The sequence below is a fragment of the Bradyrhizobium manausense genome (assembly GCF_018129685.1).
GTDB lineage: Bacteria > Pseudomonadota > Alphaproteobacteria > Rhizobiales > Xanthobacteraceae > Bradyrhizobium > Bradyrhizobium manausense_D.
On record NZ_JAFCLG010000001.1, the window covers coordinates 1,520,872 to 1,546,872 of the forward strand.

28 protein-coding genes are annotated in these 26,001 nt (G+C 64.4%); 12 read left to right on the plus strand and 16 right to left on the minus strand.

The features are described from left to right. Positions 1-24 precede the first annotated feature (24 nt). Positions 25-759: an L-2-amino-thiazoline-4-carboxylic acid hydrolase gene (locus JQ621_RS07330; RefSeq protein WP_212233697.1), complete on the plus strand. Its 735-nt coding sequence runs from the start codon at positions 25-27 to the stop codon at positions 757-759. Position 760: 1 nt separating this feature from the next. Here the strand turns inward: JQ621_RS07330 and JQ621_RS07335 are convergent, their stop codons facing one another. From JQ621_RS07335 to JQ621_RS07350, 4 genes are all read right to left on the minus strand, one after another. Further along, positions 761-1,525, minus strand: coding sequence for a hypothetical protein (locus JQ621_RS07335; RefSeq protein WP_212233698.1), 765 nt, complete (start codon positions 1,523-1,525; stop codon positions 761-763). 2 nt (positions 1,526-1,527) lie between these two features. Further along, positions 1,528-1,650 carry a hypothetical protein gene (locus tag JQ621_RS35735; protein WP_283813149.1) on the minus strand — a complete coding sequence of 41 codons (123 nt, stop codon included), beginning with the start codon at positions 1,648-1,650 and terminating at the stop codon, positions 1,528-1,530. A gap of 71 nt (positions 1,651-1,721) precedes the next feature. Continuing rightward, positions 1,722-2,165 carry a hypothetical protein gene (locus tag JQ621_RS07345; RefSeq protein WP_212233699.1) on the minus strand — a complete coding sequence of 148 codons (444 nt, stop codon included), beginning with the start codon at positions 2,163-2,165 and terminating at the stop codon, positions 1,722-1,724. 24 nt (positions 2,166-2,189) lie between these two features. Beyond that, a complete protein-coding gene (locus JQ621_RS07350) occupies positions 2,190-5,609 on the minus strand; it encodes a CHAT domain-containing tetratricopeptide repeat protein (RefSeq protein ID WP_212233700.1) in 3,420 nt (1,139 codons plus the stop codon). Positions 5,610-5,704: 95 nt separating this feature from the next. Between JQ621_RS07350 and JQ621_RS07355 the strand changes: the two genes are divergently transcribed. Then, entirely contained in the window at positions 5,705-6,664 is a 960-nt protein-coding gene (locus JQ621_RS07355) for a dienelactone hydrolase family protein (RefSeq protein ID WP_212233701.1), read from the plus strand. Positions 6,665-6,674: 10 nt separating this feature from the next. Here JQ621_RS07355 and JQ621_RS07360 read toward each other — a convergent pair whose 3' ends face one another. Both JQ621_RS07360 and JQ621_RS07365 read right to left on the minus strand, forming a co-directional pair. After that, the gene (locus JQ621_RS07360; RefSeq protein ID WP_212233702.1) at positions 6,675-7,436 is read right to left on the minus strand and encodes a hypothetical protein; all 762 of its coding nucleotides are present in this window, start codon (positions 7,434-7,436) and stop codon (positions 6,675-6,677) included. Positions 7,437-7,451: 15 nt separating this feature from the next. Continuing rightward, positions 7,452-7,640 carry a hypothetical protein gene (locus JQ621_RS07365; RefSeq protein WP_027531082.1) on the minus strand — a complete coding sequence of 63 codons (189 nt, stop codon included), beginning with the start codon at positions 7,638-7,640 and terminating at the stop codon, positions 7,452-7,454. A 266-nt stretch (positions 7,641-7,906) separates the two neighbouring features. Between JQ621_RS07365 and JQ621_RS07370 the strand changes: the two genes are divergently transcribed. Then, the gene (locus JQ621_RS07370; protein ID WP_212233703.1) at positions 7,907-8,884 is read left to right on the plus strand and encodes a DUF2336 domain-containing protein; all 978 of its coding nucleotides are present in this window, start codon (positions 7,907-7,909) and stop codon (positions 8,882-8,884) included. Here the strand turns inward: JQ621_RS07370 and JQ621_RS07375 are convergent. The 5 genes from JQ621_RS07375 to JQ621_RS07395 all read right to left on the minus strand — a co-directional run bounded on the left by JQ621_RS07375 (position 8,881) and on the right by JQ621_RS07395 (position 12,442). Beyond that, positions 8,881-9,225, minus strand: coding sequence for a DUF1491 family protein (locus JQ621_RS07375; protein WP_212233704.1), 345 nt, complete (start codon positions 9,223-9,225; stop codon positions 8,881-8,883). The two genes, JQ621_RS07370 and JQ621_RS07375, sit on opposite strands and share 4 nt — an antisense overlap. A gap of 3 nt (positions 9,226-9,228) precedes the next feature. Continuing rightward, a complete protein-coding gene (locus JQ621_RS07380; RefSeq protein ID WP_212233705.1) occupies positions 9,229-9,522 on the minus strand; it encodes a BrnA antitoxin family protein in 294 nt (97 codons plus the stop codon). Continuing rightward, positions 9,503-9,739 (minus strand): BrnT family toxin, encoded by a 237-nt coding sequence (locus tag JQ621_RS07385; RefSeq protein WP_249124711.1) that lies wholly within the window; start codon positions 9,737-9,739, stop codon positions 9,503-9,505. Before JQ621_RS07385 ends, JQ621_RS07380 begins: the two co-directional genes overlap by 20 nt. Before the next feature lie 146 nt (positions 9,740-9,885). Then, entirely contained in the window at positions 9,886-10,620 is a 735-nt protein-coding gene (locus JQ621_RS07390) for a peptidoglycan-binding domain-containing protein (protein WP_212233707.1), read from the minus strand. Next, positions 10,613-12,442, minus strand: coding sequence for a sensor histidine kinase (locus tag JQ621_RS07395; protein WP_212233708.1), 1,830 nt, complete (start codon positions 12,440-12,442; stop codon positions 10,613-10,615). The genes JQ621_RS07390 and JQ621_RS07395 overlap by 8 nt, the downstream gene beginning before the upstream one ends. Positions 12,443-12,852: 410 nt before the next feature. On the opposite strand from JQ621_RS07395, the gene JQ621_RS07400 reads away from it, so the two are divergent. Then, a complete protein-coding gene (locus JQ621_RS07400) occupies positions 12,853-13,275 on the plus strand; it encodes a DUF5330 domain-containing protein (protein ID WP_212233709.1) in 423 nt (140 codons plus the stop codon). Positions 13,276-13,344: 69 nt separating this feature from the next. Further along, positions 13,345-13,773, plus strand: coding sequence for a SufE family protein (locus tag JQ621_RS07405; protein ID WP_212233710.1), 429 nt, complete (start codon positions 13,345-13,347; stop codon positions 13,771-13,773). 4 nt (positions 13,774-13,777) lie between these two features. On the opposite strand, the gene JQ621_RS07410 is transcribed toward JQ621_RS07405, so the two are convergent. Both JQ621_RS07410 and JQ621_RS07415 read right to left on the minus strand, forming a co-directional pair. Next, positions 13,778-14,194: a Ros/MucR family transcriptional regulator gene (locus JQ621_RS07410; RefSeq protein WP_212233711.1), complete on the minus strand. Its 417-nt coding sequence runs from the start codon at positions 14,192-14,194 to the stop codon at positions 13,778-13,780. Positions 14,195-14,357: 163 nt separating this feature from the next. Continuing rightward, entirely contained in the window at positions 14,358-15,245 is an 888-nt protein-coding gene (locus JQ621_RS07415; protein ID WP_212233712.1) for a DUF308 domain-containing protein, read from the minus strand. Between the two features lie 313 nt (positions 15,246-15,558). Between JQ621_RS07415 and JQ621_RS07420 the strand changes: the two genes are divergently transcribed. Both JQ621_RS07420 and JQ621_RS07425 read left to right on the plus strand, forming a co-directional pair. Continuing rightward, positions 15,559-17,208, plus strand: a complete 1,650-nt coding sequence (locus JQ621_RS07420) for a glycosyltransferase family 39 protein (RefSeq protein WP_212233713.1) — start codon at positions 15,559-15,561, stop codon at positions 17,206-17,208. 174 nt (positions 17,209-17,382) lie between these two features. After that, on the plus strand, positions 17,383-18,162 hold the full coding sequence (locus JQ621_RS07425) for a class II aldolase/adducin family protein (RefSeq protein WP_145663372.1): 780 nt from the start codon (positions 17,383-17,385) through the stop codon (positions 18,160-18,162). Between the two features lie 229 nt (positions 18,163-18,391). On the opposite strand, the gene JQ621_RS07430 is transcribed toward JQ621_RS07425, so the two are convergent. The 3 genes from JQ621_RS07430 to JQ621_RS07440 form a co-directional block, all read right to left on the minus strand. Further along, on the minus strand, positions 18,392-19,798 hold the full coding sequence (locus JQ621_RS07430) for a M20/M25/M40 family metallo-hydrolase (RefSeq protein ID WP_212233714.1): 1,407 nt from the start codon (positions 19,796-19,798) through the stop codon (positions 18,392-18,394). 27 nt (positions 19,799-19,825) lie between these two features. Beyond that, positions 19,826-21,151: a glycosyltransferase family 87 protein gene (locus tag JQ621_RS07435; RefSeq protein WP_212233715.1), complete on the minus strand. Its 1,326-nt coding sequence runs from the start codon at positions 21,149-21,151 to the stop codon at positions 19,826-19,828. Between the two features lie 137 nt (positions 21,152-21,288). Then, positions 21,289-22,911 carry a helicase HerA-like domain-containing protein gene (locus JQ621_RS07440; RefSeq protein ID WP_212233716.1) on the minus strand — a complete coding sequence of 541 codons (1,623 nt, stop codon included), beginning with the start codon at positions 22,909-22,911 and terminating at the stop codon, positions 21,289-21,291. 348 nt (positions 22,912-23,259) lie between these two features. Between JQ621_RS07440 and JQ621_RS07445 the strand changes: the two genes are divergently transcribed. The 5 genes from JQ621_RS07445 to folK all read left to right on the plus strand — a co-directional run bounded on the left by JQ621_RS07445 (position 23,260) and on the right by folK (position 25,996). Continuing rightward, positions 23,260-23,625, plus strand: a complete 366-nt coding sequence (locus JQ621_RS07445) for a DUF2267 domain-containing protein (protein ID WP_212233717.1) — start codon at positions 23,260-23,262, stop codon at positions 23,623-23,625. Positions 23,626-23,651: 26 nt separating this feature from the next. Continuing rightward, positions 23,652-24,059, plus strand: coding sequence for a DUF4332 domain-containing protein (locus JQ621_RS07450; protein ID WP_212233718.1), 408 nt, complete (start codon positions 23,652-23,654; stop codon positions 24,057-24,059). Between the two features lie 227 nt (positions 24,060-24,286). Continuing rightward, a complete protein-coding gene (folP, locus tag JQ621_RS07455) occupies positions 24,287-25,138 on the plus strand; it encodes a dihydropteroate synthase (protein WP_212233719.1) in 852 nt (283 codons plus the stop codon). After that, positions 25,135-25,503, plus strand: coding sequence for a dihydroneopterin aldolase (folB, locus tag JQ621_RS07460; protein WP_212233720.1), 369 nt, complete (start codon positions 25,135-25,137; stop codon positions 25,501-25,503). The genes folP and folB overlap by 4 nt, the downstream gene beginning before the upstream one ends. A 1-nt stretch (position 25,504) precedes the next feature. After that, positions 25,505-25,996 carry a 2-amino-4-hydroxy-6-hydroxymethyldihydropteridine diphosphokinase gene (folK, locus tag JQ621_RS07465; protein WP_212233721.1) on the plus strand — a complete coding sequence of 164 codons (492 nt, stop codon included), beginning with the start codon at positions 25,505-25,507 and terminating at the stop codon, positions 25,994-25,996. Positions 25,997-26,001 lie beyond the last annotated feature (5 nt).

The following is a 26,001-nucleotide window of genomic DNA, read 5'->3' on the forward strand; positions in this document are numbered from 1 at the left end:
GGGCCGCAACATCAGGACATCCTCATGGCTGAGCTCATTCATCCGTTCTACGAACAACATCGCGATGCCATGGAGGCCGCGATGCGCCATCGGCTCGACCTCGCCGAACCGATACTGCGCGAACGTACTGATCTCACCGACATCGACAGGATCAGGCGGGAGGTGATGGACGAGTTTGCCATCGTGCTCACCCAGATGCCTTATGTGGGCGGTGCTTCGAGCCGCATGAGCGATGTCTTCGTGCGCCTCACAGGATTCATGGCGACGAGTCGCGTGCTGCGGCGACATGGCGTGCCGCTGCCCGACATCCGCGAGATCGAGCGGGAGAGCTACAAGGCGCAATTGCTCGCGACGCCCGAGGCCAAGCGTCTCGCCGCCGGAGACAAATTCATGTCGCCGGAGAACCGGGCCGTGCTGCGCGAGCAGGCGGCAATAAGCACGACGGATAAACACCAGGCCGAATTTCCGGATGATTTCGTCTACGATTTCGTCGAGCCCGGCCCGAATGACGATTTCGAATTCGGCATCAATTACCGGGCCTGCGGCTTCTGCAAATTCGCAAGCCGTCATGGCGACAAGGACATTCTGCCGAGCATATGCGGCCTCGATTTCGACGCCTATGCGACGCTCGGCATCCATCTGGAACGGACGCAGACGCTGGCCGGTGGCGCCAGCCACTGCAATTTCCGCTTCTCGCCGATGCAACGGGACGGCTCTCCGGACGCAACAAAATCCAGCCGCGGGCGCGACCAGCAATAGGCTATCCGAGCAAGCCCTTCAGGCCGGCATAGATCGAGCCCACGGCCGTCGCGGCGACGCCGGCCAGCGGGCCGATAGTCTGCATCAAATCCTGAATCAGACGGGCGCGACGGCGCAGCTGTTCCTCGCCGACGTGCTGTCCGAGCAGGCGCGCGACGCGGAAAGCAAAGGCATTGGGCTTCCCGCCCTGGCCCAGGACGCGCGGCAGGACCTGGAAGATCACGACGCCCAGGATGTTTCCGGACACGAAGGCGAGCAGGATACTGGCTCCGTATTCGAACACTTCGCGCCACTCGACCCACACCTCCGGAAGGATCGGAACATGATCGTGGAGACCCGTCACGGTCAGCATCGCCTGGATGCTGAGGCTGGCGAGCAAGAGCGCCAGCACGAACGCCCCCAAGGCGGAGACCCGGTGCAGAGGATAGGCCGCAAAACCGAACAGCAGCGGGATGACGATCGAGGCGATGCGCAGCGGGATTGGCGAGAGATTGAAGGTGATCGTGACCAGAACATGCGCGAGCGTCAGCAGGACCGAGGGAATGACGACGTAGAGAACGGCATGCGTCCCGAAATAGCGCAACGGATTCTTGTAGCGCTCGAGCCGGACATTGACGCGGTCGAGATCGCGCCTGAGCCTGTCCAGCTCGGCAACGATGTCATCGATCTCCAGAAGCGTCGGTCGCACCACGCGCAGATCGCGCGAGCAGTGCTTGCACGCGATGGCTTCATCCTTGATCGTCTCGGCGCAGAACGGACACTCCATCGTCAGCGCGACGTCCTGCGCCGCATGATGGTCTCGATCTCGTCTCTGGCCCGCGCCAGCTCATCGCGCAGCTGGTCACGCTTGCGCAAGAGATCGTTACGCTCCGCAATCAGCGTCGCGGGCACGGCGATGTCCCGCGAACAGGACGCGCAAACCAGCGCGCGCTCCGCATTTTCGGCCTGGCAGTAAGGACACATCACTTGGGCGCGACCTTGAGGGTGAAGATGGCCGTGCCCGGCCGCCCGTCGCTGTCCTTGATGTCGACCCTTACGGTGTAATCGCCGGGTGGCAGTTCTGCGTCCTGCATGTCGATGCCGTCAGCCTTGACAAACGGCTTGACCCGGGGCGTCAGATCGACGTTCGGCGTACGGAGGAAGATCACCTTGACCGACTCAGGATCGATCTTGGCGCCACCGAACGACTCGAATTTCAATTGGAGCTTCAACGGAGAGGCGACCGAATCGCCAGGCGAGACGAACTCCACCTTGGGGCCGCGCAGGATTCCGCGCCTGTCGGCCGCGACCGCGCCCTTGGGCGGCGGCAGCTTGGCCTCCTCTTCGGTAATCAATTGCGTTGCCCGCGACGCTCCCGAACACAGGAGACCTGCTGCGGCAAGTCCGAGAACAATCTTCCACGTCATTGTCATTCCAATCTTCTCAATCGCCTAGCGCACGCCGCCATCGCCGATGATCGTATACGGCGCCCAGAACAGCGGATGCGCGTAGGCGAACTCGGTCTTTCCTTCGCCGTTCAGGTAACCGGGACCATCGACCAGCGCCATCATGGCCTGCCGCAGTGCTTCGCTGCGCGACAGTCTTGGGTCGTCGGCCTGCCGCTTGAACAGATCCGTCACCAATTGCCGCGCCGATTGCGAATGCACCGACCAGTTGGTCACGAGCAAGGCCCGCGTTCCCGCGTAGAAGAACGCGCGGCCAAGACCGGAGGCTGCCTCGGCGCCGGCGCCGGCGCCCGCACCGGTGTTGCAGGCGGACAGGATCACCCAATCGGCGTCGAGCTTGAGGCCGAGAATTTCCTCCATGGTGAGGAGACCATCTCCGCTGTCACCCGTCACCGCCGGCGACGACAAGGCGAGAGCCGGCTGCGTCAGACCGTTGAGCTCGCCCGGCACAAGGCCGTGCGTGGCAAACGCCAGAATCCGGAACCCGGAGAGATTCATCGTCTTCACGGCGCTCTCGGTCGCATTCTTGCCAAGGAACAGCACCTTCGAGGGATCTGCCTGCAAGGCCAGTGCGATCGATTTGAGCTCGTCGGCCGTATCAGGGAGACGAGGCAACAGACCGAGCTCGGCGCTGTCGACGCCTTCGAGCTTCGGACTGCTGCGACGCTTGAGCGGCATGCCGCGGGTGACGTTGCCGCCGACATCGGCAACCTGCACCTTGCCGTCGGCGCTTTCTGCCTCGGCCTGCTGATCCTTGTTGAAATAGGGATCGCCGAACGCCACGAGGTCACCGCGGCCGGGCTTGCCCGGCGGCAGCTGCCGCAGCGTGCGCAAGGCCGCAGCCGACGGCACCGTCGACACGGCATGGGTCCGCGCCAGCCACGGCACGTTGCGATAGCCGACGAACAGCGGATCCTCGTCCGCCGCCACCTCGGCCTGTGCCGTCGGCAACAGCGACAGCGGCAACAGCCCCAGTGCGCCGTTGGTCACCACGATCAGGTTCTTCGCTGGCTTCCATCCGCCCTCGACCGGCTTCAACAACAGCTCATAGAGCTCGTAACCGAGCTTCAGATCGAACGGCGGAATGTCCGAGATCATTGCCGCCTGCGGCTCGAGCGCCTCGCGCAGCTTGCGGATCTTGGTTTCGATATCGCCGACGCTGGCCTTGACGGCGGCGAACGCCACCGGGCCCGACTTCGGCACAGCCCAGACGAAGCTGCCATTCTGGCCGAAATAGAACGACAACATCGCTTCATTGTCCGACAGCGTCGCCCGGATCTCGGCGACGCTCGGAGGCTTCGGCGAGACCAGATCGGCGTAGGACGGAAACTTCTGCTTGATCTCCTGGCGCGCCTTGTCGCGTTCACCACGCAACGCCGTGATCGAAGCCTGGATCTGCTGCGCTCCCTTCTCGTCGCGCTCCGCAGAGGGAATGGCGAGAACGTTGTTGAGCGTGCCGAGCTGGGCGTTGACCTGCTTGGTGAGATCCTGCTCCTTGCGCACGAGCTCGGCCAGCGCGGGATCCTTGGCGGCGGCTCGTGCGCTGGAGGCCGCCAGCGCCTGCTGCACGGAGCGGCCGCGGATGGCATCCGCCAGACTGAAGGTCTCCTCGCCGACGCCGCCGCCGGTGCCCTCGGCCCGCGCGAGCAGCAGCAGATAGCTCTCGACGATGGCCTGTAGCCGCTGGCTGCGCGCCGCCACCACGGTCGTGTTCTCGTCGTCGGCATTCTCGTTCGCATTCGCCATCATGACCGGAATGGCGGCCTTGAACTCGCGGATCGCGTCGGCATCGCGCCTTGCGCGCATCAATCCGATCGCCAGGGTGCCGCGCGCCGACGCCGCATCGAAATGGTTCTCGCCGACCCGCCCGATCTGCTTCTTGACCAGTTGCTCTGCGGCGGCGATGCCGGCCTCGAGCTGCCCGGAATTGTAGAGCGCGAGAATGCGCGCCGGATTGAGCTCGATCACCTGGCGGCGCTGTGGATCCCAATTGGCGACCGCCTTGTCGATCCGCGCGAACATCTCGTTGGCTTCGGCATTCTTGCGCTGGAGATTCAGAATACCGGCAAGCTGCGCGAGCAGCTGCACGGTCGACTGCGAATCCTCGGGTACGCCGACCGTCTTGTTGATCTCGAGCGCGACGCGGCCGAGCTGTTCGGCTTCGTCGTAACGGCCCTCGTCGACCAGAATTCCGGCCAATCCCATTACGTAACGCGGCGTCACCGGGTTGTACTTGCCGGTGTCCTTCAGGCGCGACAACAGCGCCCGGCGCGCATCGACCTCGGCTTCGGCAAGCCTGCCCTGCCGCGCCTTCATGCGCGCCTGGCTCAGAACCATATAGTCGATTGCCTGCAACATAACGGTTTCAGCGGGAGGATTGTCCGACTCCATCACGGCCTTCATGCCTGCGCGCTTGCGCTGCTCGGCCAGGCGATAGGAGGCTTCGCCTTCCTTGAATTGCCCGCGCGCCTCGAAAATCATGGCGCGGGTACCTTCGATTTCCGCCTCCCAATTCTGTCCCATCTTCGCGTAGTTGGCGCGCCATCCGGGAAGGCCGCTGGTGCGAGCCTCCTGGATGCCCGCCAGGCTGCGGCGCAGATAGCCCTCGGCCTGCGGAATATCGCCCATTTGAATGAGAATGCCGGCAATCGAGCGATTGGCGTTGAAGAGATACCCCTTTGCGCCCGGCACGGTGGCGACCTCGCGCAACTGCCTCTGCATGATCTCGAGCGCGCGCCTTGGATCGCCGACGGCCGAATATTGGATGGCGGCAAGCTGTGTCAACCGGCCCATCATATTTGCGCTGATGGCGCCGCGTCCCACCTCGACGGCCTTGTTGGCGTCGGCGATGGATTCGGCGAGCCGTCCGAGCTGGGCGCGCGCATTGGCACGATCGAAATAGAACTGGGCGAGATCCTCGCGGGACTCCTTGCCCGTGGGCGTCGAATCCGCGTCCGCCTTCAGTTCCGCAATCAGCTTCTCGTTCGGCTTTTCGCTGTCGAGGATCGCGGTGATGTCGGAGATGGTGCGCGGCGGCGCGACGAAGTCCTTGGGCAGTGCGGTCCCCGGCGCCAGCTTGGGCGCCTCTTCCTTCGGCACCTCGACGGCAACATTGGCGCGTCCGTTCGCGGCATTGAGCGCGGCGAGCACACAAGCATGGACCTGTGGCTTGGCCTTGGCGCGGCACCCCTCGACATCGGCACCGGCCTTGCGACCGCCCTGGGCCTGCATGCAGGCTTGCACGATCGGCTTGCCGACCGTCATCCGGCAGTTCTCGCGCGCGGCCTCCTGGGTCAGCGCGGCCGCCGAGCCGGTCGATCCGAGCAGAACGGCAAGGAGAAGCAGGTGTCGCGGCAGGGTGACATCCAGACGGCTCTTAAACGGACTCGTGGCGTCCAAGCTCATCGCGGAGGACCTTCGGCTGAAATGACTTGAAGAAACGCGACAATCCTACCCCTATAGCTCGGGAGGACAAGCACCAATCAGGGCGGTGTCGGAATATGATCAGGAGGGTTGGCGGCTACGGCTGGCACCGGTTCCGCGCGGGCCTGCACGGGCTGATCGCGCTCGCCGCCGGGCTGGTCGCCGGCTGCGATCTCGCACGTGCAGCGGACGGGCCGGAATGGAAGGCCGCGGTCTGGGAGCCCGAGGCGATCTACCGCGGAGCAACGATAGCACCGGACCTCGTTCTTCCCGACGTCGTCGAGACGGTCGACCGGCTTGCGACGCCACGGATGGCGTTGATCAAGCCAGCCGGCTCCGGCCGGTTTCCGGCCATCGTCCTCATGCACCAGTGCGGCGGGCTGAACGTTGCGGTTGCGGCGTGGGCTCGGGCCGCCGCCTCGCACGGCTATGTCGTCCTGCTTGTCGACAGCCTCGCCCCGCGCAACGTCAAGAGCGTCTGCTTCGGTCCCCAAAACGGCGTGAATTTCTTTCGGGGCGCGCGGGATGCGCTGCAAGCGGCCGATCACCTGCGACGAATGCCCGATGTCGATCCGCAACGAATTGCGCTCGTCGGCTTTTCGTGGGGCGCGATGGTGGGCTTGCTGGCCGCCAGCCCCCACTACGTCGATGCGTTGAAGTCGGGCCCGGGATTTGCGGCTGTCGCCAGCTTTTATCCCGGCTGTTTCCGCATCACGCCGCAAGAACGACCGCCATACGACCTGGTCAATCCGGATGTTTCACGACCGCTTCTGGTCTTGATGGGCGATGCAGACACCGAGACGCCTGCGCAGCAATGCATCGCCAGGCTCGAAGTCCTCAAGCGAAGCGGCGCTCCCGTCGAATGGCATCTCTATGCCGGCGCGACGCACTGCTGGGACTGTCAGCACCTCGACGGCCTCGACAAGATCGACGTGCGCGGCGATCACGTCGAATATCATTTCCGTCAGGACGTGACCGACGATTCCCGGCGCAGGCTGTTCGAGTTTCTTGACCGGACCATGCCCGGACGGCCGTAGCGGCTGGCGCTCAGCCCTTCGAGACGACCGCGCGGCCGTAAGGGGGCTGCGACTGAACCGGCGGATTGGCGGTCTGGGCCGCGAGCTCGCCGATCAGGCGATCGGCGTCGGCCGCCATGCTGTCGGGCGCCTGGATCACCAGCCGCTCCAGCGCCCAGCGATAGGACGAGACGCGCTGCTCGAGCGATTGCTGCACCCACTGGACGATCAGCGCGTTCTCCTGCATGCGCGCGACGGCGTCGGCCTTCTCGCGCGGCGAGAGCTCGGAGACGCGCGCCATGCTGGCCTCGCGCTTCCTGTCGAGATCGATGACCCGGATGGCGCAGCCGAAGAACGGTTCGAACCGCGTGATGTCGTTGCGCACGTCCTCGATCAGCTGCGCATAGCGCGAGGAATGCGAGCGGTGCGGCTCGTCGATCAGCGTGCGCCCGTACATGGTGCGGTCGAACACGACCTTCTGATGCCACGGCGACGGCAAGGCTCTGTAATCGCCGAACACGCTCTTCCAGGCCGGACGCGACAGCGGCGGCTCGATCATGGGATAAGCGAGGTCGCGAAGCTGGCGCTCCTCGTCGGTGAGCTGGAATTGGGAGGCCTTCAGGCCAAGACTGCCGGTGACTTCCGTGCCGAGCCAGCGATGCATGTCGTCGCTGCGCATGTCGGCACGGGTGCGGCCGAAATCACCGCCGCTGCAGGCGGCGAGCGATGCGCCCGTCAGCGTCAGCAGGATGGCCGTTACGAGCTTGCGAATCTGGCGGATGGAATCCGGCATTGCAAATGCCGGGACTTAGCGGCGACGACGACGGCGCCCCGGCGCAGTGCCCGCCTCCGGTCCACGATCGCCGCTGGTTTCGTCCGCCTCGCGCTCGATCCGGATGACGGGAAGGATCAGGATCGTTCCCATGTCCGCGCGCGGTGTGACGTCCCCCGACGAGCCCACCCGGCGACCGGCCGGAAATTCGATGATGGTCCCCATGTCAGCTCTCTATGTCAGCTCTCTCGATTGCCGCGCGACCGAACGCGCCCCTGCAACATGCGAGCATTAGGATCAGTTTATGGTTAACGGGGTGTAAACACGCCCTTTGAACCGTAGCCGCACGGGCCGACCCGGGGTCGTCCCGCAACGACACGAGACCGCTTGAAAAGGGCTGGTCTGCTTCACATCTCGTTTTCCTTAACGAGCCTTTAAAGGAAGCGCTGATAGGCTGAGACAACAGTTCTTCCCGAGTTGCGTACGCCTCCATGACCAAGTCGCTGTTTCCCGGATTCGACGGGCTGATGACGCTCTCCCGCCGCGAGGGCGTGGATGTTCGCCCCACCCTGCTGCGCGTGCTGACCGATCTCTACGTCCAGGCGCCCACCCACAGCGAGGACGAGCAGCGGCAATTCATCGAGCTTGCGACGCGGCTGATCGACCAGGTCGACGACGCGACACGCGCGTCCGTCAAGGCAAAGCTTGCGATCTATCCGCACACGCCGGTCCCGGTCCTGCAGAAGCTCGGCCTCGTCGCGGCGCAAGAAGGCCGCCGGGTGCCGCTCGCGCGCGAAATCCCGCGTCCTGCGCCCGCTCCCTCACCTGCCCGCGCGCCGACCGAGGCGGAAGCGCGCATGGCCGCGAACATGGCGATGCAGCCGAAGGAGGCGGCCGAAATCCACGACATGTTCTTCCGCGCCGATGCAAACCAGCGCGCGCTGATCCTGCACAATCTGGCGCAGACGCCGCTGAAGGCGGCTCCGCGGATTCCGACCGTGCACACCAAGCGCGCGATCCAGATCCTCGAGATGGCCGCGATTGCGGGCGATGTCGACAGTTTCACTTACGAGCTCGGCGACACCCTGATCCTGCCCTCGCGCGTCGCCACCGAGATCGTCGACGATGCCGGCGGCGAGGCGCTTGCGGTCGCGGCGCGCGCGCTCGACATGCCGAGCCCGAACTTCCAGCGCATCCTGCTGTTCTTCAAGCCGGAGATCGGCAACTCCGTGGATGCGGTCTACCGGCTGTCGCGGCTCTATGACCGCCTCAGCGAGCGCTCCGCGCTGGTGATGCTGGCGGCCTGGCGCGGCTCGACGCTCGCCGTCACGCGCGCCAAGTATCAGCCCTCGCTGCACGACAGCGACCGACAGCGCGCCCGCGCGAGTGCAAGCCAGACGCGGCCGAGCGTGCAGCCAGGCTCGATGCCGGCCGTGCGCACGGGCAGCGGCGGGTCGTCGGAGCGCTAGGGCTTCGCCAGTTCCAGGAAATGCCGCCCGGCCCGGTCCTCGGTCTCGACGATCCAAGCGTCCGGATCGAAGCGGAGCTCCTTGGTCAGGCGCTCTTCGACAGCGGGCTCAGGCACCGGCTGCGGCGCCATCGGCACGAAGAAGCGGTCGACCGGGCGGTCGTCGTCATAAGAGGTCTGCGGCGCCGGCACGTAGAGCATCGCGTTGCCGTCGAGCAGCGACACCTTGACGAACACCGCGCCCGCCTCCTCGGCGCCGCGATGGCGCACCGCGCCGAAGACGCCTTCGGTCTGGCACCGGCGCAAATAGGCAGAGACCCAGATGTTCGATTTCAATCGCATCGACTAACCAGTGTCAGAACTGCGCTTGCGCTTCACTATCTTGACGAGGGTTTCATCAATACGGCTCTGCCAACCCGGGCCTTCCGCCTTGAAATAGTCGACGACGTCAGGACTCAGACGTAAAGTCACTTGTTGCTTTGTCGGGGCTCTGTTGGGACCGCGGCCTTTCCGCATGGTCGGAAAGACCTCATCGAAAGTCTTTGCCCTGACAAAGTCGTCCTTAGTCCATTCCGGATTGTCACTCACCGCACGCATGTCACGTGCAGTGTAGCGCTTCTTAGCGACGGTTTTCCTCATAGAGCTTCCTTTCCTTCTTGCTGGCAGCGCGCATGCTGATGATGCTGACGCCCTCGGATCCCCGGGTCGCAAAGATGACCGAGACGACGCCACGGATCGTGATGCCGATCGCGCGCCATCGGTTGCCATAGGTGGCCATAGGTGGCCATAGGTGGCCATAGGTGGCCAAAACCAAGGCATTGTCGAAGAAGGCTTCGTTGAGATCAGCGAAATCCATCCCGTGCTTGTCGAGATTGGCTCGGCGCTTTGGCTCGTCCCAAACGATTTTCACAATATTATTTTGTAACTACAAAATAACCTGAAGTCAATTGTGATTGGCCCTCGCCGCGCGAGGGCGACAAGAACTTAAGTGCCGCAGGACGGTCATTCGACGGGGTGACCGATCGCGGCGGCAAGCTCGCGCAGCAGGCGGTCCGACACCTGGCCGGTGACGGGCAACTTGTGCTGGCGCTCGAATGTCTGGATCGCCGACTGGGTCTCGCCGCTCATCGTGCCCGTGATCTTCAAATTCCCATAGCCGTATTCGGACAGCGCGCGCTGCACGCCGGCGAGGCGACGCGCCGCCGGGCTTTGCTGCAGCGGGATCGGCGCCGGCGGCCGCGCAACGGCGACCGCAGACGGTGACGGCGTGGGTGTCGTGGCCTTGATCACCAGATTGGTCATGGGATCGCCCGCGCGCGGCGTCGAGGCGGTCGTCTCGGCAGGCCTCTCCTGCGCCCTCTCGGCCGGTTTCGGCTCGACGCGAAACTCGGTTGCCCTTGGCTCGAGCGGCGAGGTATCAGCGCCGACGGGACGCGGGCGCGGCAAGGGATTCGACAAGGACACCGGCGACGGCGCGGGAAGATTGATCACGGTGCCGAACATCGGCGCCGGATGCCGGCCGGTCTGCAGGAACAGCGCGTTGGCCACGATGGCGCTGACGGCCGCGGCAGCGATGAGGCCGGCCAGCGTGTCCTTGGGGCTGTGCAAGAGCACGCGCATCAAGAGATTGCGCTCGGTCTCGACATCCACGACCGCAGTCTTGGCGCCACCCTTGGCGCCATCCTTGGCGCCCCGGCGGCGCGGAGCGGCTTCGTCGTTGGCAGACTTTCTAGGCACTTTTCTTCACCAGAGCAGGTTGGTCCTGAACATCATGACGGAGCACCGGCGTCAGCGTCGCGATCTTGCTCTCGGCCGGCTTCACTTGCGGCGGCGTGTAGACCAGCGGCAGCTTGACGGTGACGGCGGTGCCCTCGCCGAGCTTGCTTTGTACCGCCAATTCGCCGAGATGCAACGCTACGAGATTCTTCACGATCGAAAGGCCGAGGCCCGTGCCTTCGTGACGGCGCTCATAGGTCTTGCCGCACTGGAAGAACGGCGCGCCAATGCGTTTGAGATCGTCGGGCGCAATGCCGACACCGGTATCGCTGATGCGCAAGGTCAGCTGCGAGGCGGAAGCCGACGCGGACACGGTCACCTGGCCGCCGCGCTCGGTGAACTTGACGGCGTTGGCGACGAGATTGAGCACGATCTGCTTGAACGCCCTGGGATCGCCGGTCATGACGGGCAGATCCTGCGGCGCGTCGGTGATGAGATCGACGCCGTTCTCGCGCGCCTTGAGCGCGAGCAGATTGCAGCAATGCATCAGCGAAGCGCGCGGCGCGAACGGCTCCGACGCAATCTCGAAATTGCCCGATTCCATCTTCGACATGTCGAGGATGCCGTTGACCACCGACAGCAGGTGCTTGCCGGAATCGTTGATCAGCTCGGCATATTCCTTGCGCTGGTGAGCTGCCAGCATCAGGGTCTGCTCCTGCGCCATCATCTCGGAGAAGCCGATGATGGCGTTGAGCGGCGTGCGCAACTCGTGGCTCATGGTGGCGAGGAAGCGCGTCTTGGCGGCATCGGCCGCTTCGGCCGCGCTACGCGCCTGGTCGAGCGCCTGCTCGGACAGCTTGCGATCGGTGACGTCGCGCATCACCGCGACGACCTCGAGCTCGGCGGTCATCTCGCGGCGCTGGTCCTGATCAAGCGGCCGGCAACGCATCTCGACCCAGATGAAATCGATCTGGCCGCGCTCGGAACCGACAGGCTCGCGCCGGACCCGGAACTCCACGCTGCGCACGCCGCCGCGCGCGGCATCCGACAGCGCCGTGAGATAGGCCGGACGGTCAGCAACGTGGACGCGGTCGAACAGGCCGTGGCCGTGCAGCTGCGCAACCGGCATGCCGAGCATGGCTTCTGCCGCCGGCGAGATGAACTGCACAGCGCCGTTGCGCCGGTGCCGGGAGATCACATCGCTCATGTTGCGCGCGAGCAGGCGATAGCGCTCCTCCTCGCGCGAGAGCAGCGTCACGCTGGTTCGCGCAAGCGACTCGGCGCCGAAGGCGAGGCCCGCGGCATAGAGCGTCGCCGAGGCAACGCCGAACGCCATCATCGCGCTGTGTTCGGCGGCGCTGAGCTCTCCGGAAGGCAACCAGCCGAGCTGGCCGAGCAGGATCAGAATCGCGGCGCAGGACAGCGCGAGCAGCGCGGCAAAGGCTGCGACGCGGCGCGAGGCCGACAACGCCGCCTCCAGTGGAACCACCACCAGCCAGACCGCGGCGAATGATTCGATACCGCCGGTCGTGGCCGCAATCGCCATGATCAGGCCGGCGAGCGCCAGCGACGACAACACATGGGCGCCTTCATAGCGCCCGGTGCGCGACAGGAACCAGGACAACAGGATCGGCGCGATCAGCCACGCGAACGCCGCGACCTCGATCGCGCTCGGCGCGCCACGCAGGACCAGATAAACAGGAAATGCGGCAAAGGCAGCCAGGCTTCCGAGCAGCCGGGGCGCCATGAAGGCCCGATGGCGCGCACGCGTCAGCGCATCGTAACGCGCGGAGGGATGCAGCAGCGCATCGAGACAATCGCGGATGATACTCAAAACTGTCACGGGTCTCGCGCTTCGGCTCACTCGTCAAAAGACGCGCCGGAACGCCTCCTTGTCGTTGAGCCACCGTGTCAGAGCGACCTTAAACGAGTGCTAAGGCGGATCGACCTGCCACCGAACAGCATGTGATCGCAGAGATTTTTAGGCGATTTGGCGATGTCATCATCGGGGATGGTGAACACGGGGTTTCGCCGTCGCGTTCATGGTTTCGAATTGGTGGATATGCGGTCCGGGCAAACACGGTGGCCCGCATCAATCGAAAATTTACGAGGGCTCCAGAAGCGAAGATTTTTGCGTCAATTTTCCGCGAATTAAGCGGAAGGCAATCACTTGCGATTTATCGAGAGTTGCTAGGTCCGGATGCCTCGCGGAGACCGCCGTGGGCCAGATCTAACGTACAGGTCGATAGCAAGATGCGCTTTCTGCTCCGCATCACATTCTGGCTCGGGCTGGTGCTGGTGCTCCTGCCGCGGGACAAGACACCCGAATCGGACAAGCTGCCGAACATCGGCGCCGCCGACGCGGTTCAGGCCGCAACCGCGGCCGTCTCCGACATGAGCCAGTTCTGCAAGCGCCAGCCAGCCGCATGCGAGGTCGGCGGACAGGCCGCGACCATCATCGGCCAGCGGGCACAGGACGGCGCGCGCAAGATCTACCAGATCATCAACGACAAGAAGGAGCAGCTCGAGAAGAACGACGGCAAGAAGGCGCCCGACCACACCGGTTCGATCGCGGTCGCCGGTGAAGGCGACGCGGCAGCCACCGAGGCGCCGCGCGACACGCTGACCCAGGACGATCTCGCGCTGGAATGGCACGGACCTGAGACGGCGAATTAGGCCGCGAATCCTATCGATTTCGACGTTTCACGTCCCTATATTGGCCTGAACGGGAACCCACGGGCCAGCATGACTGATATCGACGAAATCAGAGATAATTTCGAGCTCCTCGAGGACTGGGACGACCGCTACCGGTACGTCATCGAGCTCGGCCGCACCCTGGAGCCGATGCCCGAGGAAGAGCATTCGGCCGAGAACAAGGTGAATGGCTGCGTCAGCCAAGTCTGGCTGCAAAAGCTGGTCGATCGCGACGGCGGTGCGCCGATCCTGAGATATCGCGGCGACAGCGATGCGCATATCGTGCGCGGGCTGGTCGCGATCGTGCTCACGCTCTATTCCGGCCGCACGCCGCAGGAAATTCTCGCCACCGACGCGATTGCCGTGTTCGACGAGTTCGGCTTCCGCGACCATCTGACGCCGCAGCGCTCGAACGGCCTGCGCTCGATGGTCGAACGCATCAAGACCGATGCGAGGGAAGCGCTCGCAGAAGCGTCGTGAGACGCTACTTCCCCTTCTTCCGCTGCTGCTGTCCCAATCCCATCTTCTTGGCCAACTGCGAGCGCGCCACCGCGTAGTTCGGCGCGACCATGGGATAATCGGCCGGAAGGCCCCATTTCTCGCGATATTGCTCGGGCGTCATGTTGTACTGGGTGCGCAGATGGCGCTTCAGCGACTTGAAGCGCTTGCCGTCTTCCAGACACACCAGATAGTCCGGCGCGATCGACTTCTTCAGCGAGACCGCGGGCTTTACCGGCTCGAGCGGCACCTCGATGCGGCCAGACGACACCCGCGTCAATGCCCCGTGCACCTGGCTGATCAGGTTCGGAATCTCCGCAGCCGGCGTCGGGTTGTTGCCGACATAGGCGGAGACGATGCTCGCCGTCAGCTCGATGAAATTCTTAGCCCCGGCATCCGACATGGGCGCAACCTCTCTCCAATCCGGCTCCGTCGCGCTGCATCGGCGGCGGGGAAGTATTCTTTGTCAACAATACGTTTGGCCGAAATACGACGACTTGCAAATATGGACCGATTACTGATCTCGCGACATCTGCTGCGAGGATTTACTTGAGTGCGAGAGGTCTTCAGCCACCGCGCTGGTCGAGGTGGGAGCGCAGCTCGTCGATCGAGGCAAAGCGCATCATGCCCTCCGGCATCTGCGCCTCGATCGAGCCATCGGAATAGAGCGAATAGGCCATGCCGTCGACGATGCCGGATTTGAGCACCGTCACCGGCGGCTGCTCCACCGGCCGCGGCTCGGGTGCGGGCGGGGGCGCGGCAGGCTGGGGTCCCGCAGGCTCGAAGGTCGATGCCGGGCGCGGCGGCGGTGGAGGCGGCGGCTGAGGACGACGCGCCGCGGGCGGCTCCGGCGGCCGAACGCGGTCGGGCTTCGGCCAGGCGTCGTCGAAGCTGGCGGGCGGGACGTCAGGCGCAGCGACATCAGTAGGTTCGTCGTGTAGTTGCTGCGGCGGGCCCTCGGACGCCTTCGCCTCCGCGCGCTCGCGCTCCTTGCGCGAGCTCGAGGCAAACAACAGGTTGCGGCGGCGCGGCGGTTCCGGGGCCGCTGGCGGCGGCGGTGCTTCCGGCTCTGCCGGTGCCTCGGTCCGCGGGCGCGCGGGCACTTCGGCCTGCCAGGGCGCCGCGGCGGGCGAGGGCTGCGGCTCGACCCGCATGGATGGGACAGGCGCGGGCTCTGCCGCAGGCGTACCGGGTGCTGCGAGGCCCGGCGGCAGCACCGGCCGCACGCGAACGTCGGACGGCGCCGCGGTCCCGGCCAGCCGGCGTGCGATGGCTTGCAGCTCGAGCAGCACGACGTACAGGCCTATCAGTAACATACCGGAGCAGACGCCGATCGTTCCGCTCGTTAAGAGCGTGCTGCCGAGGCTGAAATCCCGGATGGAATAGCCAAAGGCGACCGCAAGGAGGCCCGCCACCACGGCGAAAATCCCGGCGATCAACAAAGCCATACTCATCGAACACACCCCCGGCCGCGCATCCACGCGCGGCACCCGCTACGCCACGATACCGTCATACTGCGTTCCTCGCCAACGACCAATTGCCGCCACCGTTCCCAAAGGGAAGGATATCAGCGACTTATTCACATTCCCTTCAGCTACGGTCCGCTAGCTGTCATGTGCACCGGATTGATCCGAAATTGCTGCGTCGCATCAGGAATTTAGCCATAATGCCCAATTACTTGGTAATGGAACTGCGCTATAGGGATTCCGGGGAACAGGCCCGCGCGCGCCAGCAGGGCCATGAGGGGATTCCGGGTCACCAATAGCCATGACATCCATCACGACTTCGGCGATCGACACGCCTCAACGGCGCTCGGTTGAACGGACTTGCGACGATCTTGCCATGCTGGTGCTGGCTGTCGTCGCCGTCATCGCGGGCTTGACCTTCCGCGACTACGGGCTCGGCTGGGACGACTACACCCACGCCGAATATGCCGACCTGCTGCTGCGCATGTACGGCTCCGGTTTCAGGGACACCGCCGCCCTCTCCTTCGCCAACCTCTATATGTATGGCGGTGGCTTCGACATGGTCGCAGCCCTCTTGCACAAGGTTCTGCCGCTCGAGCTGTTCGAAACGCGACGCCTGGTCGGCGCGGTCGTCGGCGTGATCGGACTTGCAGTGACCTGGCGGCTCGGCCGCCGCGTCGGCGGACCACTTGCCGGCCTCGCTGCGCTCCTGCTGCTCGCGCTTTGCCCGATCTTCTACGGCCACATGTTCATGAACCCGAAGGATGCGCCCTTCGCGGTGGCGATGATCATCCTGATGCTGGGCCTGGTGCGGCTTGCCGAGGAATATCCAAATCCCTCACCGCGCACGATCCTGATCGTCGGCCTGGGTTCGGGCCTCTCGCTCGGCACGCGCATTCTCGGCGGCCTTTCGCTCGTCTATGCCATGATCGGCTTCATGCCGCTGTTCCTGGAGGAACTGCGCAGCGAGGGCGCGCGCGAGGCCATCAGGCGTTTCGTCCATGTCGTCTACGTGCTGCTGCCCGGTCTTGCGCTCGGCTATCTCGTGATGGGTCTGATCTGGCCGTGGTCGATCATGGAGCCCGGCAATCCCTTCGAGGCGCTGACCTACTTCTCGCACTTCTTCGAGAAGCCCTGGAAGGAGATGTTCGACGGCGCGATCGTGTCCGTGCCCGACATGCCCTGGTCGTATCTGCCGACGCTGTTCGCGCTGCAGCTGCCCGAAGTGATGCTGGTGCTGACGGCCGGTGCCGTGTTCAGCACCGTCGCCATGCTGCCGCGGCGCGAGGTTCCGGCACGCCGCAAGACCATCCTTTTGATGCTGACGCTGGCGGCCACCCTGCCGCTCGTGATCGCGATGGTGAAGCGGCCGGCGCTCTACAACGGCATCCGCCATTTCGTCTTCGTGATCCCGCCGATGGCGGTGCTCGGCGGCGTCGCCTTTGCCTGGACCATGGAGCGCCTGCGCGCCAACCATCGCGCCTGGCAGCCCGCCATGCTGGCCGTGTTCTGCTTCGGCCTCGCGCTGCCGCTCGCCGAGATGATCCGGCTGCATCCCTATCAGTACACCCACTTCAACCACATCGCCGGCACGGTGCGCGCCGCCGACGACCGCTTCATGCTGGACTATTGGGGCCTCGCGCTGAAGCAGGCCTCGGACGAACTGCGCGAGCAGCTGGTCGAGCGCCAGGAAGTGCCGCCGCGCAATCGCAAATGGAAGGTCGCGGTGTGCGGCCCGCAGCGCCCGGCCCAGGTCGCGCTCGGACCCGACTTCACGATCGGCTGGGATTCCAATGCCGCTGATTTCGCCATGACCCTCGGCGAATTCTACTGCAAGGGCCTCACCGCACCCGTCATGGTCGAGATCAAGCGCGACGACGTGGTGTTCGCCCGCGTCTACGATATCCGTGGCCGCAGCATTTCCAGCCTGCTGTCGATCCCGGCGCCGTAATAATTTCTCTCTTGTAGCCCGGATGGAGCGGATGCGAAATCCGGGGACCGGCCCCGCATTCCGCAAGCGCTCCATGCGGGCTACGCTGAACTGCCGCGCTTGGCGCGCCTTGCTGCAAACCGTTTGCAAGACTAGGCTCCCTCCCCGCAACAACGAAGTTCGGAGAGATGTGCCATGTCGCCAGCGGAAGCCCGCCTGAAGGAAGTGCCGTCAAACATGACGGAGGCCGAGTGGCAACAACGGGTCAATCTCGCCGCCTGCTATCGCCTCGTCGCACTGTACGGCTGGGACGATCTGGTCGATACCCACATCTCCGCGCGTGTGCCCGGCCCGGATCATCACTTCCTCATCAACCCCTACGGGCTGATGTTCGACGAGATCACCGCCTCGAGCCTGGTCAAGGTCGATCTTCACGGCAACCAGCTCAGCGAGAGCGAGTACAGCATCAACCCGGCCGGCTTCACCATCCATTCCGCGATCCACGAGGTGCGCGAGGACGCCATCTGCGTGCTGCATCTCCACACGCTGGACGGCACCGCGGTGTCGAGCAGCGCCGAAGGGCTGCTGCCGTTGAACCAGACCGCGCAGCTCGTCACTCACGACCTCGCCTATCACGACTATGAAGGCATCGCGCTCGATCACGACGAGCGGCCGCGACTGCAGAAGGATCTTGGCGACCACAACCACATGCTCCTGCGCAACCACGGCACGCTGACCGTCGGCCGTTCGGTCGCGTCCGCCTTCGAGCGCATGTACCACCTCGAGCGCGCCTGCTCGATGCAGGTGCGCACCCGCGCGCTCGGCACGCCGGTCTACCCGGTCGAGGAGATCGCGATCGAGAAGAACACCGAGCTGCTCGCCAACCGCGACCGCGCCGAGCTGCGCGCGACCAACCTCGTCTGGCCGCCGCTGCTGCGCAAGCTCGACCGCGAACTGCCGGGCTACCGCTCTTGAGATTTAGCCGATTTCGTGTAAGGTAGGCGTCACCTACCTCTACATGTTTTTGGAATGAAACGCTGCCCAATCCCGGGCGGCGTTTTTATTTGGGCATGGTCTCGTAGGGTGGATTAGCGAAGCGTAATCCACCATGCATCCGCGCGTGCGGAGCGAAGTTGGTGGATTACGCCAAGCGGTTTGCGCTTCGCGCAATCAGCAAGGCTAATCCACCCTACAGCACCGGTGCCTACTTCACCTCCGCCAGCGCGGCGAGGATGCGGGCCCAGGAGCGGATGCCTTTCTGGAAGCTGCGCAGGTCGTACTTCTCGTTCGGCGAGTGGATGTTGTCGTCGTCGAGACCAAAGCCGACCAGCAGCGAGTCGAGCCCAAGCGTGCGCTTGAAATCGGCGACGATCGGGATCGAGGCGCCGGAGCCCATCAGCACCGTCTCCTTGCCCCATTCCTCCGCCAGCGCCTTGCTGGCAGCGGCCAGCGGCTTCATGTTCCAGTCGAGCGCAACGGCGGGCGCGGCGGAATGGTCGCCGAACTCCACCTTGCAGTCGCCGGGAAGCCGCGCCGTCACATAGTCACGAAAAGCCTTGCGGATCTTCTGCGGATCCTGGCCCTCGACCAGGCGGAACGAGACCTTGGCGGAGGCATGCGACGGAATCACCGTCTTGGAGCCTTCGCCGATATAGCCGCCCCAGATGCCGTTGACGTCGCAGGTCGGACGCGACGAGGCCTGCTCGATCAGCAAGCGTCCCTTTTCGCCGGCCGGGATCGACAGCCCGATCGGCTTCAAGAACATCTCCGGCGTGAGATTGAGCTTCTTCCACTGCTCAAGAATGTCCGGCGGGAGATCCTTCACGCCATCGTAGAAGCCGGGGATGGTGATGCGGTTGTCGTCGTCGAACAGGCTGCCGAGAATCTTGGTCAGCACCCGGATCGGGTTCATCGCGCTGCCGCCGAACACGCCCGAATGCAGGTCGCGATTGGCCGCTGTGATCTTCAGCTCTTCATAGAGCAGGCCCCGCAGCGATGTCGTGATCGCCGGGGTGTTGCGGTCCCACATGCCGGTATCGCAGACCAGCACGTAGTCCGCCCTAAACTCGTCCTTGTTGGCTTCGATGAAGGGCACGAAATTCTTCGAGCCGACTTCCTCCTCGCCTTCGATCAGGAAAGTGACGTCGATCGGCAATGAACCCGTCACCGTTTTCCAGGCACGGCAGGCTTCGACGAAGGTCATCACCTGACCCTTGTCATCCTCGGCACCGCGCGCGACGATGATCTTGCGGCCGTCGGCATGGTCGGTGATGACGGGCTCGAACGGCGGACGGTGCCAGAGGTCGAGCGGGTCGACCGGCTGCACGTCGTAATGGCCGTAGAAAATGACATGGGGCCGTCCGCTCGCCTTGTCGTCCGCCTTGGTCTTGCCGACGATCGCGGGATGACCGGCGGTCGGTCTCACCTCGGTGGCAACGCCCAGACTCGCGATGTCCTTGGCCAGATGCTCGGCCGCGGCCCTGCAGTCCGCGGCAAAGGCCGGATCGGCCGAAATCGACTTGATCCGCAGCAGCGAGAACAGGCGCTCAAGGCTGTTGTCGAAGTCCTTGTCGATGTGGTCGAGCACGGATTGAAGCTGCGCATTGGCCATGGTCGCATTTCCCAATTGTCTGGAGTCTCACGCGGGCTGTGATTTTAGCCCCGCTGCGGCCTGCGAGCCAGCCGCATCCGGCGGATGCCGAATGTGCCAGGCCAGTGTAACGGCAAGGACCGCCGTCGCGGCGAGGTTGTTGCCCCAGGCCTGGAAGGCGTTGGGAAACGGCGGCAGCGACAGCAGCATGAGAATGCCGGCAGCGCCAAGCGCAAGCCAGGTTCCCAGCCGAACCCGCGGCCGCGGGTCGAAGGCGCCCCGATGCATCAATACGGTGAACGGCAGGAACAGCCACATGAAGTAGTATTGTCGCGCCAGCGGCGAGGCCACCGTCATCAGGCAGAACAGGATGCCGAGCTCTTCGGCGTCCGATCGCGCCGTTCGCTCTGCTTGCCGTGGCATCACCGCGACGAAGCCGAGCCCGAGCAACACGGATATCGCCAGCACGATCCAGTTCGCCGTCCTGTAATCGACATCGATGATGTTCATCGTGCGCGGCGGTTTCTCCGGATCCTCCTGGTTATAGTTGATCGGCCTGACCAGACGATGCGTCACGGCGATGATGGACTGGTTGACCCATGACCAGTTCTGCTCGTCGCGCTGGCCAAAGCCCTTTTCCGAGCTCGATCCGACCATGCCCTGATACCAGGTGGCGAGCTCGGCGGCGTTGCGTTCGAAGCCGCGGATGGGTGCCGGCACGACGTAGAGCAGGATGCCGATGAAAGCGAGCATGCTGACGGCCGCCGCCCACTGCTTCCGCCAGACCAGATAGGGCAGCACCGCGACCGGAAACACCTTGATGGCGGTGGCAAGCGCGAACATGAAGCCTGCGAACCAGGCCTGCCGATGCCGAAGGCACCAGAACCCATACAGCATCATCGCCAGCAGCAGCAGGTTGGGCTGGCCCAGATCGAACATGTCGAACACGAAGGTCACGGTCGCGAACGCAGGCAGTGCTTCGAGCCAGGGGCCGGGCTTGCGATCCGAGCCGGTCATGGCATTGGAGAGAATGCCTGTGTACCACCACGCGATCCCGTTCAGGACCGACAGCACGACATAGAGCGGGATCTTGCCGAACCAGCTCGGGATTGCCAGCAGGATCGCCGGCAGCGGCGGGTAGATATAGGCAAACGTCTCGGTGACTTTTGGATAGAGCGGCGCACCGTCCAGCACCTGCTGCCCGGCCCAGTACCACAGCGAATAATCCTTGGTCTTGCCGCGGCCAAAGATCTCGGGACCCAGGACATCGGTGGTCAGGATCAGACAGCAGAACAAGAAGAGCAGGTCGAGCGGCGCGCGCAGCGAGAGAGATCGAAGCGTGCCGGGTTTGTTGGGCGAACGGGCTGGGGTCACAATGCCTTCAATCTGCGGCCGGGCGTGGGTCGATATATGTCTACCCAGACACAGGCCGCAAGTCTGCCCCTCCCTCCCACAGGCGCCGGGTGAGCTGCGGCGGCGCAGAAAGCCGCTTCAAGAACGTCCTTGCCTGCCTACCTTCGGAGCAATCCGCCGAGCGCGCCACGGACCAGCGCCCGGCCGACCGAGCTGCCAAGCTGGCCGCCGACCGACTTGCCGAGATCAGCCACGACGCCGCCGACCACCTTGTCGGTGACCGTGCGCGTCACGTCGCGCGCAATGCGCTGCCCCGTCGTCAGCCGGTTGCGCCCGGTATTGGTACCGAAGATGGTGCCGACCATCGCGCCGATCTGGCCGAGAACTCCGCCGCCGCTGCCGCCGGCCTGACCGTCGGCCGTCGCAGCGGTGCCCGCGAGCCGCTTCTGGATGATCTCATAGGCCGACTCGGCATCGATAGCGGTGTCGTATTTGCCCTTGACCGGGCTCGCATCCATGATCGCCTTGCGCTCCTCCGGCGTGATGGGTCCGATGCGGGCCGAAGGCGGGCGGATCAGGACCCGCTCGACCATCGCCGGCGTGCCGTTGCCTTCGAGGAACGACACCAGCGCTTCGCCCTTGCCGAGCTCCATGATCACTTTGGCCGTGTCGAGCTTGGGGTTGGGCCGGAAGGTCTGGGCGGCGGCGGCGACCGCCTTCTGGTCGCGCGGGGTGAAGGCACGCAACGCATGCTGCACCCGGTTGCCCATCTGCCCGAGCACGCGATCAGGCACGTCGATCGGGTTTTGGGTGACGAAATAGACGCCGACGCCCTTGGAGCGGATCAGGCGAACAACCTGCTCGATCTTGTCCATCAGCGCCTTCGGCGCATCGTTGAACAGCAGATGCGCCTCGTCGAAGAAGAACACCAGCTTGGGCTTGGGCAGGTCGCCGGCCTCGGGCAATTCCTCGAACAGCTCTGACAGCATCCACAGCAGGAATGTCGCGTAAAGCCGCGGGCTCTGCATCAGCTTGTCGGCGACGAGGATGTTGACCATGCCGCGGCCGTCGCGGTCGGTCTTCATGAAATCCTTCAGGGTCAGCGCCGGCTCGCCGAAGAATTTGGCGCCACCCTGGTTCTCCAGCACGAGCAGCTGACGCTGGATGGTGCCGACGGTCGCCCTGGTGACGTTGCCAAAGCCCTGGGCGGCTTTGCGGATCGGCGCGAGCGGATCTTCCTCCGCATCAGGCCCTTTCTTGCCGCTATCGGGCACGATCGCGTCGAGCAGCGCCCGCAGATCCTTCATGTCGATCAAGGCAAGGCCGTTGTCGTCGGCAACGCGGAAAGCGACGTTGAGCACACCTTCCTGCACATCGTTGAGATCGAGCATGCGGGCCAGAAGCAGCGGACCCATCTCGGTGATGGTGGCGCGCACCGGATGGCCTTGCTCGCCGAACACATCCCAGAACACCGTCGAGAACTGATCGGGCTGGAAATTCAGCCCCATCTCGCTGGCGCGCTTGACGATGAAATCTTTTGCCTCCCCGACCTCGGAGATGCCGGAGAGATCGCCCTTGATGTCGGCGGCGAACACCGGAACACCCGCCCGCGCAAATCCCTCCGCCATCACTTGCAGCGTGACCGTCTTGCCCGTTCCGGTCGCGCCGGTCACGAGGCCGTGGCGATTGGCAAGCGCCAATGTCAGCCAGGCCAGCTCGTCTCCCTTGCCGACGAAGATCTTGTCGTCGGTATCGCCGAGCTTATTGTCCTGCGCCGCCATCACTCTCTCTATCTCTGTTGGTTTCGCGTATTGAAACTCAGGCCCAACCAGTTCCGTAGTTTAACGCATGTCGCAAGCCGATTGAAACCGTTCAAGACGGCATCGATTTGCGACATTGTCGGAGATAACGCGCACGGCATGCGCCAAAAGTCGGAAGCGCGCATTCGCAGCGCGGCAATTTTTCATGAATTTCTTCTCTGCTCTTGCATCGCTGCAACACTCTTCGCGTCTTAGAGAATGAATCGGATCGTCGCGTGCGTTCATCGCTTGTATTTCACATCACACCGGCTCAAGATCACTTTTTGAAACAATACTCCGGCATGTGAACCGGCTGAGGGGCGGGCCAATATGGACGAGCTGATCGGGCGGCTGGCGACAAACGCCAGCATGGATAGTGCTGTCGCTGAAAAGACCGTCGGCATTATTTTGGGCTTCCTTCGCAGCGAAGGTCCGTCCGACAGCGTGCAGGCCCTGATCGACCACATCCCCGGTGCAGAAGGCGCGATCGAAGCATCAAGGAACGGCGGCGGACTGTCGCGGCTGATGGGCGGCGGGCTGATGGCCGTCGGCACGCGCCTGATGGGTCTCGGCCTTGGCGTGTCCGACATCCAGAACGTGGCACGTGAACTATTCCGCTACGGCCGAGACAAAATCGGAGCGGATCAGATGGGCAAGATCATCGCAGGGACGCCGGGCCTTAGCCAGTTCGCCTGAAGCTGCCGTATTTCACATCGAGTATCATGACATATCCGATCTCCGAGATTGAGGGCCTGCCAGCCTTTGCCGCCAACAAGCTGAAGGCGCAAGGTATCCGCACCACCGACGCATTGCTGGAAGCCGCGAGCACCGCCAAGGGGCGCAAGGCGCTCTCGGCCAAGACGGGCATCAGCGAGCAGCAGCTCCTGGAATGGGCCAACGTCTCCGACTACATGCGTATTCCCGGCATGGGCCGGGCCAAAGTGGGCCTGGTCCGCGCCGCTGGCGTGACCACCGTGCGCGAGCTCGCCTATCGGAACCCAGCAAGGCTGGCGCAAAGCATGCGCGAGGTCAACGACCGGAAGAAGCTCGTCCGTATCCTGCCATCCGAAAAGTCGGTCGGCGACATCATCGCCAAGGCGAGGAAGCTGCCGCCGAAGATTACGTATTAGGGCAAGCCGCCTCTCCGTCATCCTGAGGTGCGAGTGGCGCGATGCAAAGCATCGCGCCGGGAGCCTCGAAGGATGCACGGCCACGCTGCCGCCACGCGGAGAGAGCCGGGCGTCGCCCTTCGAGGCTCGCCGAAGAGGCGAGCACCTCAGGGTGACGGTCAAACAGTGGCGTAGGCTGCTGCCCAATCCCGTCTTGACTCCCCCTCCGCTACCGCTAAACGGGCCGCATGAACGCCTCGCCCTCCCCATCCGTCCCGCCCGCCGGGCCTGACGTGCTGCGGACGCTGCTGGAACGGCCTCTTCCGGCGGTGATGGGCGTGCTCAACGTGACGCCGGATTCCTTTTCCGACGGCGGAGACTTCATTGCTCCGCACCGGGCGCTCGAAAGGGCGCGGACGATGATCGACGCCGGCGCCGACATCATCGATATCGGCGCCGAATCCACCCGCCCTTACAGGGGCGCCCAGCCGGTCACGGCCGCGGACGAACTGGCCCGGCTGAAACCGGTGCTATCGGACATCGTCGCGCTTGGCGTGCCTGTTTCGATCGACAGCATGAAGGCGGACGTCGTGGCATTCGCACTTGATCTGGGTGTGGCCATCGCCAATGACGTCTGGGGGTTGCAGCGCGACGCCGGCATGGCGCCGCTGATCGCCGCACGAGGCGCTCCCGTCATCGTCATGCACAACCGCGAGAGCGTCGATTCCGCCATCGACATCGTCGCCGACATGAAGGCATTTTTCCTGCGCTCGCTCGATATCGCGGCGAAAGCCGGAATCGCACGCGACAAGATCGTCCTGGATCCCGGCATCGGCTTCGGCAAGACCGCCGAGCAGAGCATGATCGCGCTGGCGCGCCTGGGCGAGCTCGACACGTTCGGCCTGCCGGTGCTGGTCGGCGCCTCCCGCAAGCGTTTCATCGCCTCGGTGTCGCCGTCGGAGCCATCGGGGCGGCTCGGCGGCTCGATCGCCGCGCATCTGATCGCCGCGCAGAAGGGCGCCAGGATCATCCGGACCCATGACGTCGCCGAGACCGTGCAGGCGCTGCGGGTCGCCAACGCAATCGAGAGCAAGCAATGACCGACACGATCTTCGTCACCGGCCTGTCGATCCATGCCCGCCATGGCGTGATGGATCACGAAACCGAAGTCGGCCAGCGCTTCGTCATCGATCTCGAACTCTACACTGATTTGTCGGAGCCTGCGCGCAGCGACCGGCTCGCCGATACGGTCTCCTATGCCGATGTCGTGGCGACCACCACGGCGGCGTTCAAAAACACCAATTACAGGCTGTTGGAGCGCGCAGCGGGCGCCGTCGCCGACGCCATCCTTGCGAACTTTCCGCGCATCCGCGCGGTGAAGATCACCGTGCACAAGCCGCATGCGCCGATCGCCGCGATCTTCGACGACGTCGGGATCATGCTCACGCGCTCGCGGCACCCCTGACATGGGAAACGTACTGATCGCCCTCGGCGGCAATGTCGGCGATGTCCGCGCGACATTCAAGAAGGCGATCGCCCATGTCTGCGGCATGGCGCAAGCCGCAATGATCGCGCGCTCGTCGGACTACGCGACGCCGCCCTGGGGCGACGAGGACCAGGATCCCTTCATCAATGCCTGCGTCGAGATCGAGACCGACCTCGATCCGCACGCGCTCTTGTTCGTCATGCAGAAGGTCGAGCAGAAATTCGGCCGCATCAGGGACAAGGAGCGGCGCTGGGGCCCGCGCACGCTCGATCTCGACATGATCGCCTATGACGATGTGGCGATGAAAAAGCCCGACCTGACCCTGCCGCATCCGCGGCTGTTCGAGCGCGCCTTCGTGCTGGTGCCGCTCGCCGAAATCGCGCCGGACCGCGTGATCTCAGGCATTCGTGTGCGTGACGCGCTCGCCAGCGTCTCAACGCAAGGCATTGAGCGGCTTCCGGATACCGGTTAACCAAA

Bases quoted from the DNA above. Each gene is read 5' to 3' on its own strand.
- JQ621_RS07385 (WP_249124711.1), bottom strand. From the start codon at position 9,739: ATGGATTTCGCTGATCTCAACGAAGCCTTCTTCGACAATGCCTTGGTT.
- JQ621_RS07410 (WP_212233711.1), bottom strand. From the start codon at position 14,194: ATGTCGGATGCCGGGGCTAAGAATTTCATCGAGCTGACGGCGAGCATC.
- JQ621_RS07370 (WP_212233703.1), top strand. From the start codon at position 7,907: ATGACCAAGTCGCTGTTTCCCGGATTCGACGGGCTGATGACGCTCTCC.
- JQ621_RS07345 (WP_212233699.1), bottom strand. From the start codon at position 2,165: ATGACGTGGAAGATTGTTCTCGGACTTGCCGCAGCAGGTCTCCTGTGT.
- JQ621_RS07350 (WP_212233700.1), bottom strand. From the start codon at position 5,609: ATGAGCTTGGACGCCACGAGTCCGTTTAAGAGCCGTCTGGATGTCACC.
- folK (WP_212233721.1), top strand. From the start codon at position 25,505: ATGGGAAACGTACTGATCGCCCTCGGCGGCAATGTCGGCGATGTCCGC.
- JQ621_RS07365 (WP_027531082.1), bottom strand. From the start codon at position 7,640: ATGGGGACCATCATCGAATTTCCGGCCGGTCGCCGGGTGGGCTCGTCG.
- JQ621_RS07375 (WP_212233704.1), bottom strand. From the start codon at position 9,225: ATGCGATTGAAATCGAACATCTGGGTCTCTGCCTATTTGCGCCGGTGC.
- JQ621_RS07355 (WP_212233701.1), top strand. From the start codon at position 5,705: ATGATCAGGAGGGTTGGCGGCTACGGCTGGCACCGGTTCCGCGCGGGC.
- JQ621_RS07430 (WP_212233714.1), bottom strand. From the start codon at position 19,798: ATGGCCAATGCGCAGCTTCAATCCGTGCTCGACCACATCGACAAGGAC.
- folB (WP_212233720.1), top strand. From the start codon at position 25,135: ATGACCGACACGATCTTCGTCACCGGCCTGTCGATCCATGCCCGCCAT.
- JQ621_RS07405 (WP_212233710.1), top strand. From the start codon at position 13,345: ATGACTGATATCGACGAAATCAGAGATAATTTCGAGCTCCTCGAGGAC.
- JQ621_RS07445 (WP_212233717.1), top strand. From the start codon at position 23,260: ATGGACGAGCTGATCGGGCGGCTGGCGACAAACGCCAGCATGGATAGT.
- JQ621_RS07330 (WP_212233697.1), top strand. From the start codon at position 25: ATGGCTGAGCTCATTCATCCGTTCTACGAACAACATCGCGATGCCATG.
- JQ621_RS07415 (WP_212233712.1), bottom strand. From the start codon at position 15,245: ATGAGTATGGCTTTGTTGATCGCCGGGATTTTCGCCGTGGTGGCGGGC.
- folP (WP_212233719.1), top strand. From the start codon at position 24,287: ATGAACGCCTCGCCCTCCCCATCCGTCCCGCCCGCCGGGCCTGACGTG.
- JQ621_RS07400 (WP_212233709.1), top strand. From the start codon at position 12,853: ATGCGCTTTCTGCTCCGCATCACATTCTGGCTCGGGCTGGTGCTGGTG.
- JQ621_RS07450 (WP_212233718.1), top strand. From the start codon at position 23,652: ATGACATATCCGATCTCCGAGATTGAGGGCCTGCCAGCCTTTGCCGCC.
- JQ621_RS07335 (WP_212233698.1), bottom strand. From the start codon at position 1,525: ATGGAGTGTCCGTTCTGCGCCGAGACGATCAAGGATGAAGCCATCGCG.
- JQ621_RS07420 (WP_212233713.1), top strand. From the start codon at position 15,559: ATGACATCCATCACGACTTCGGCGATCGACACGCCTCAACGGCGCTCG.
- JQ621_RS07425 (WP_145663372.1), top strand. From the start codon at position 17,383: ATGTCGCCAGCGGAAGCCCGCCTGAAGGAAGTGCCGTCAAACATGACG.
- JQ621_RS07380 (WP_212233705.1), bottom strand. From the start codon at position 9,522: ATGAGGAAAACCGTCGCTAAGAAGCGCTACACTGCACGTGACATGCGT.
- JQ621_RS07440 (WP_212233716.1), bottom strand. From the start codon at position 22,911: ATGGCGGCGCAGGACAATAAGCTCGGCGATACCGACGACAAGATCTTC.
- JQ621_RS07360 (WP_212233702.1), bottom strand. From the start codon at position 7,436: ATGCCGGATTCCATCCGCCAGATTCGCAAGCTCGTAACGGCCATCCTG.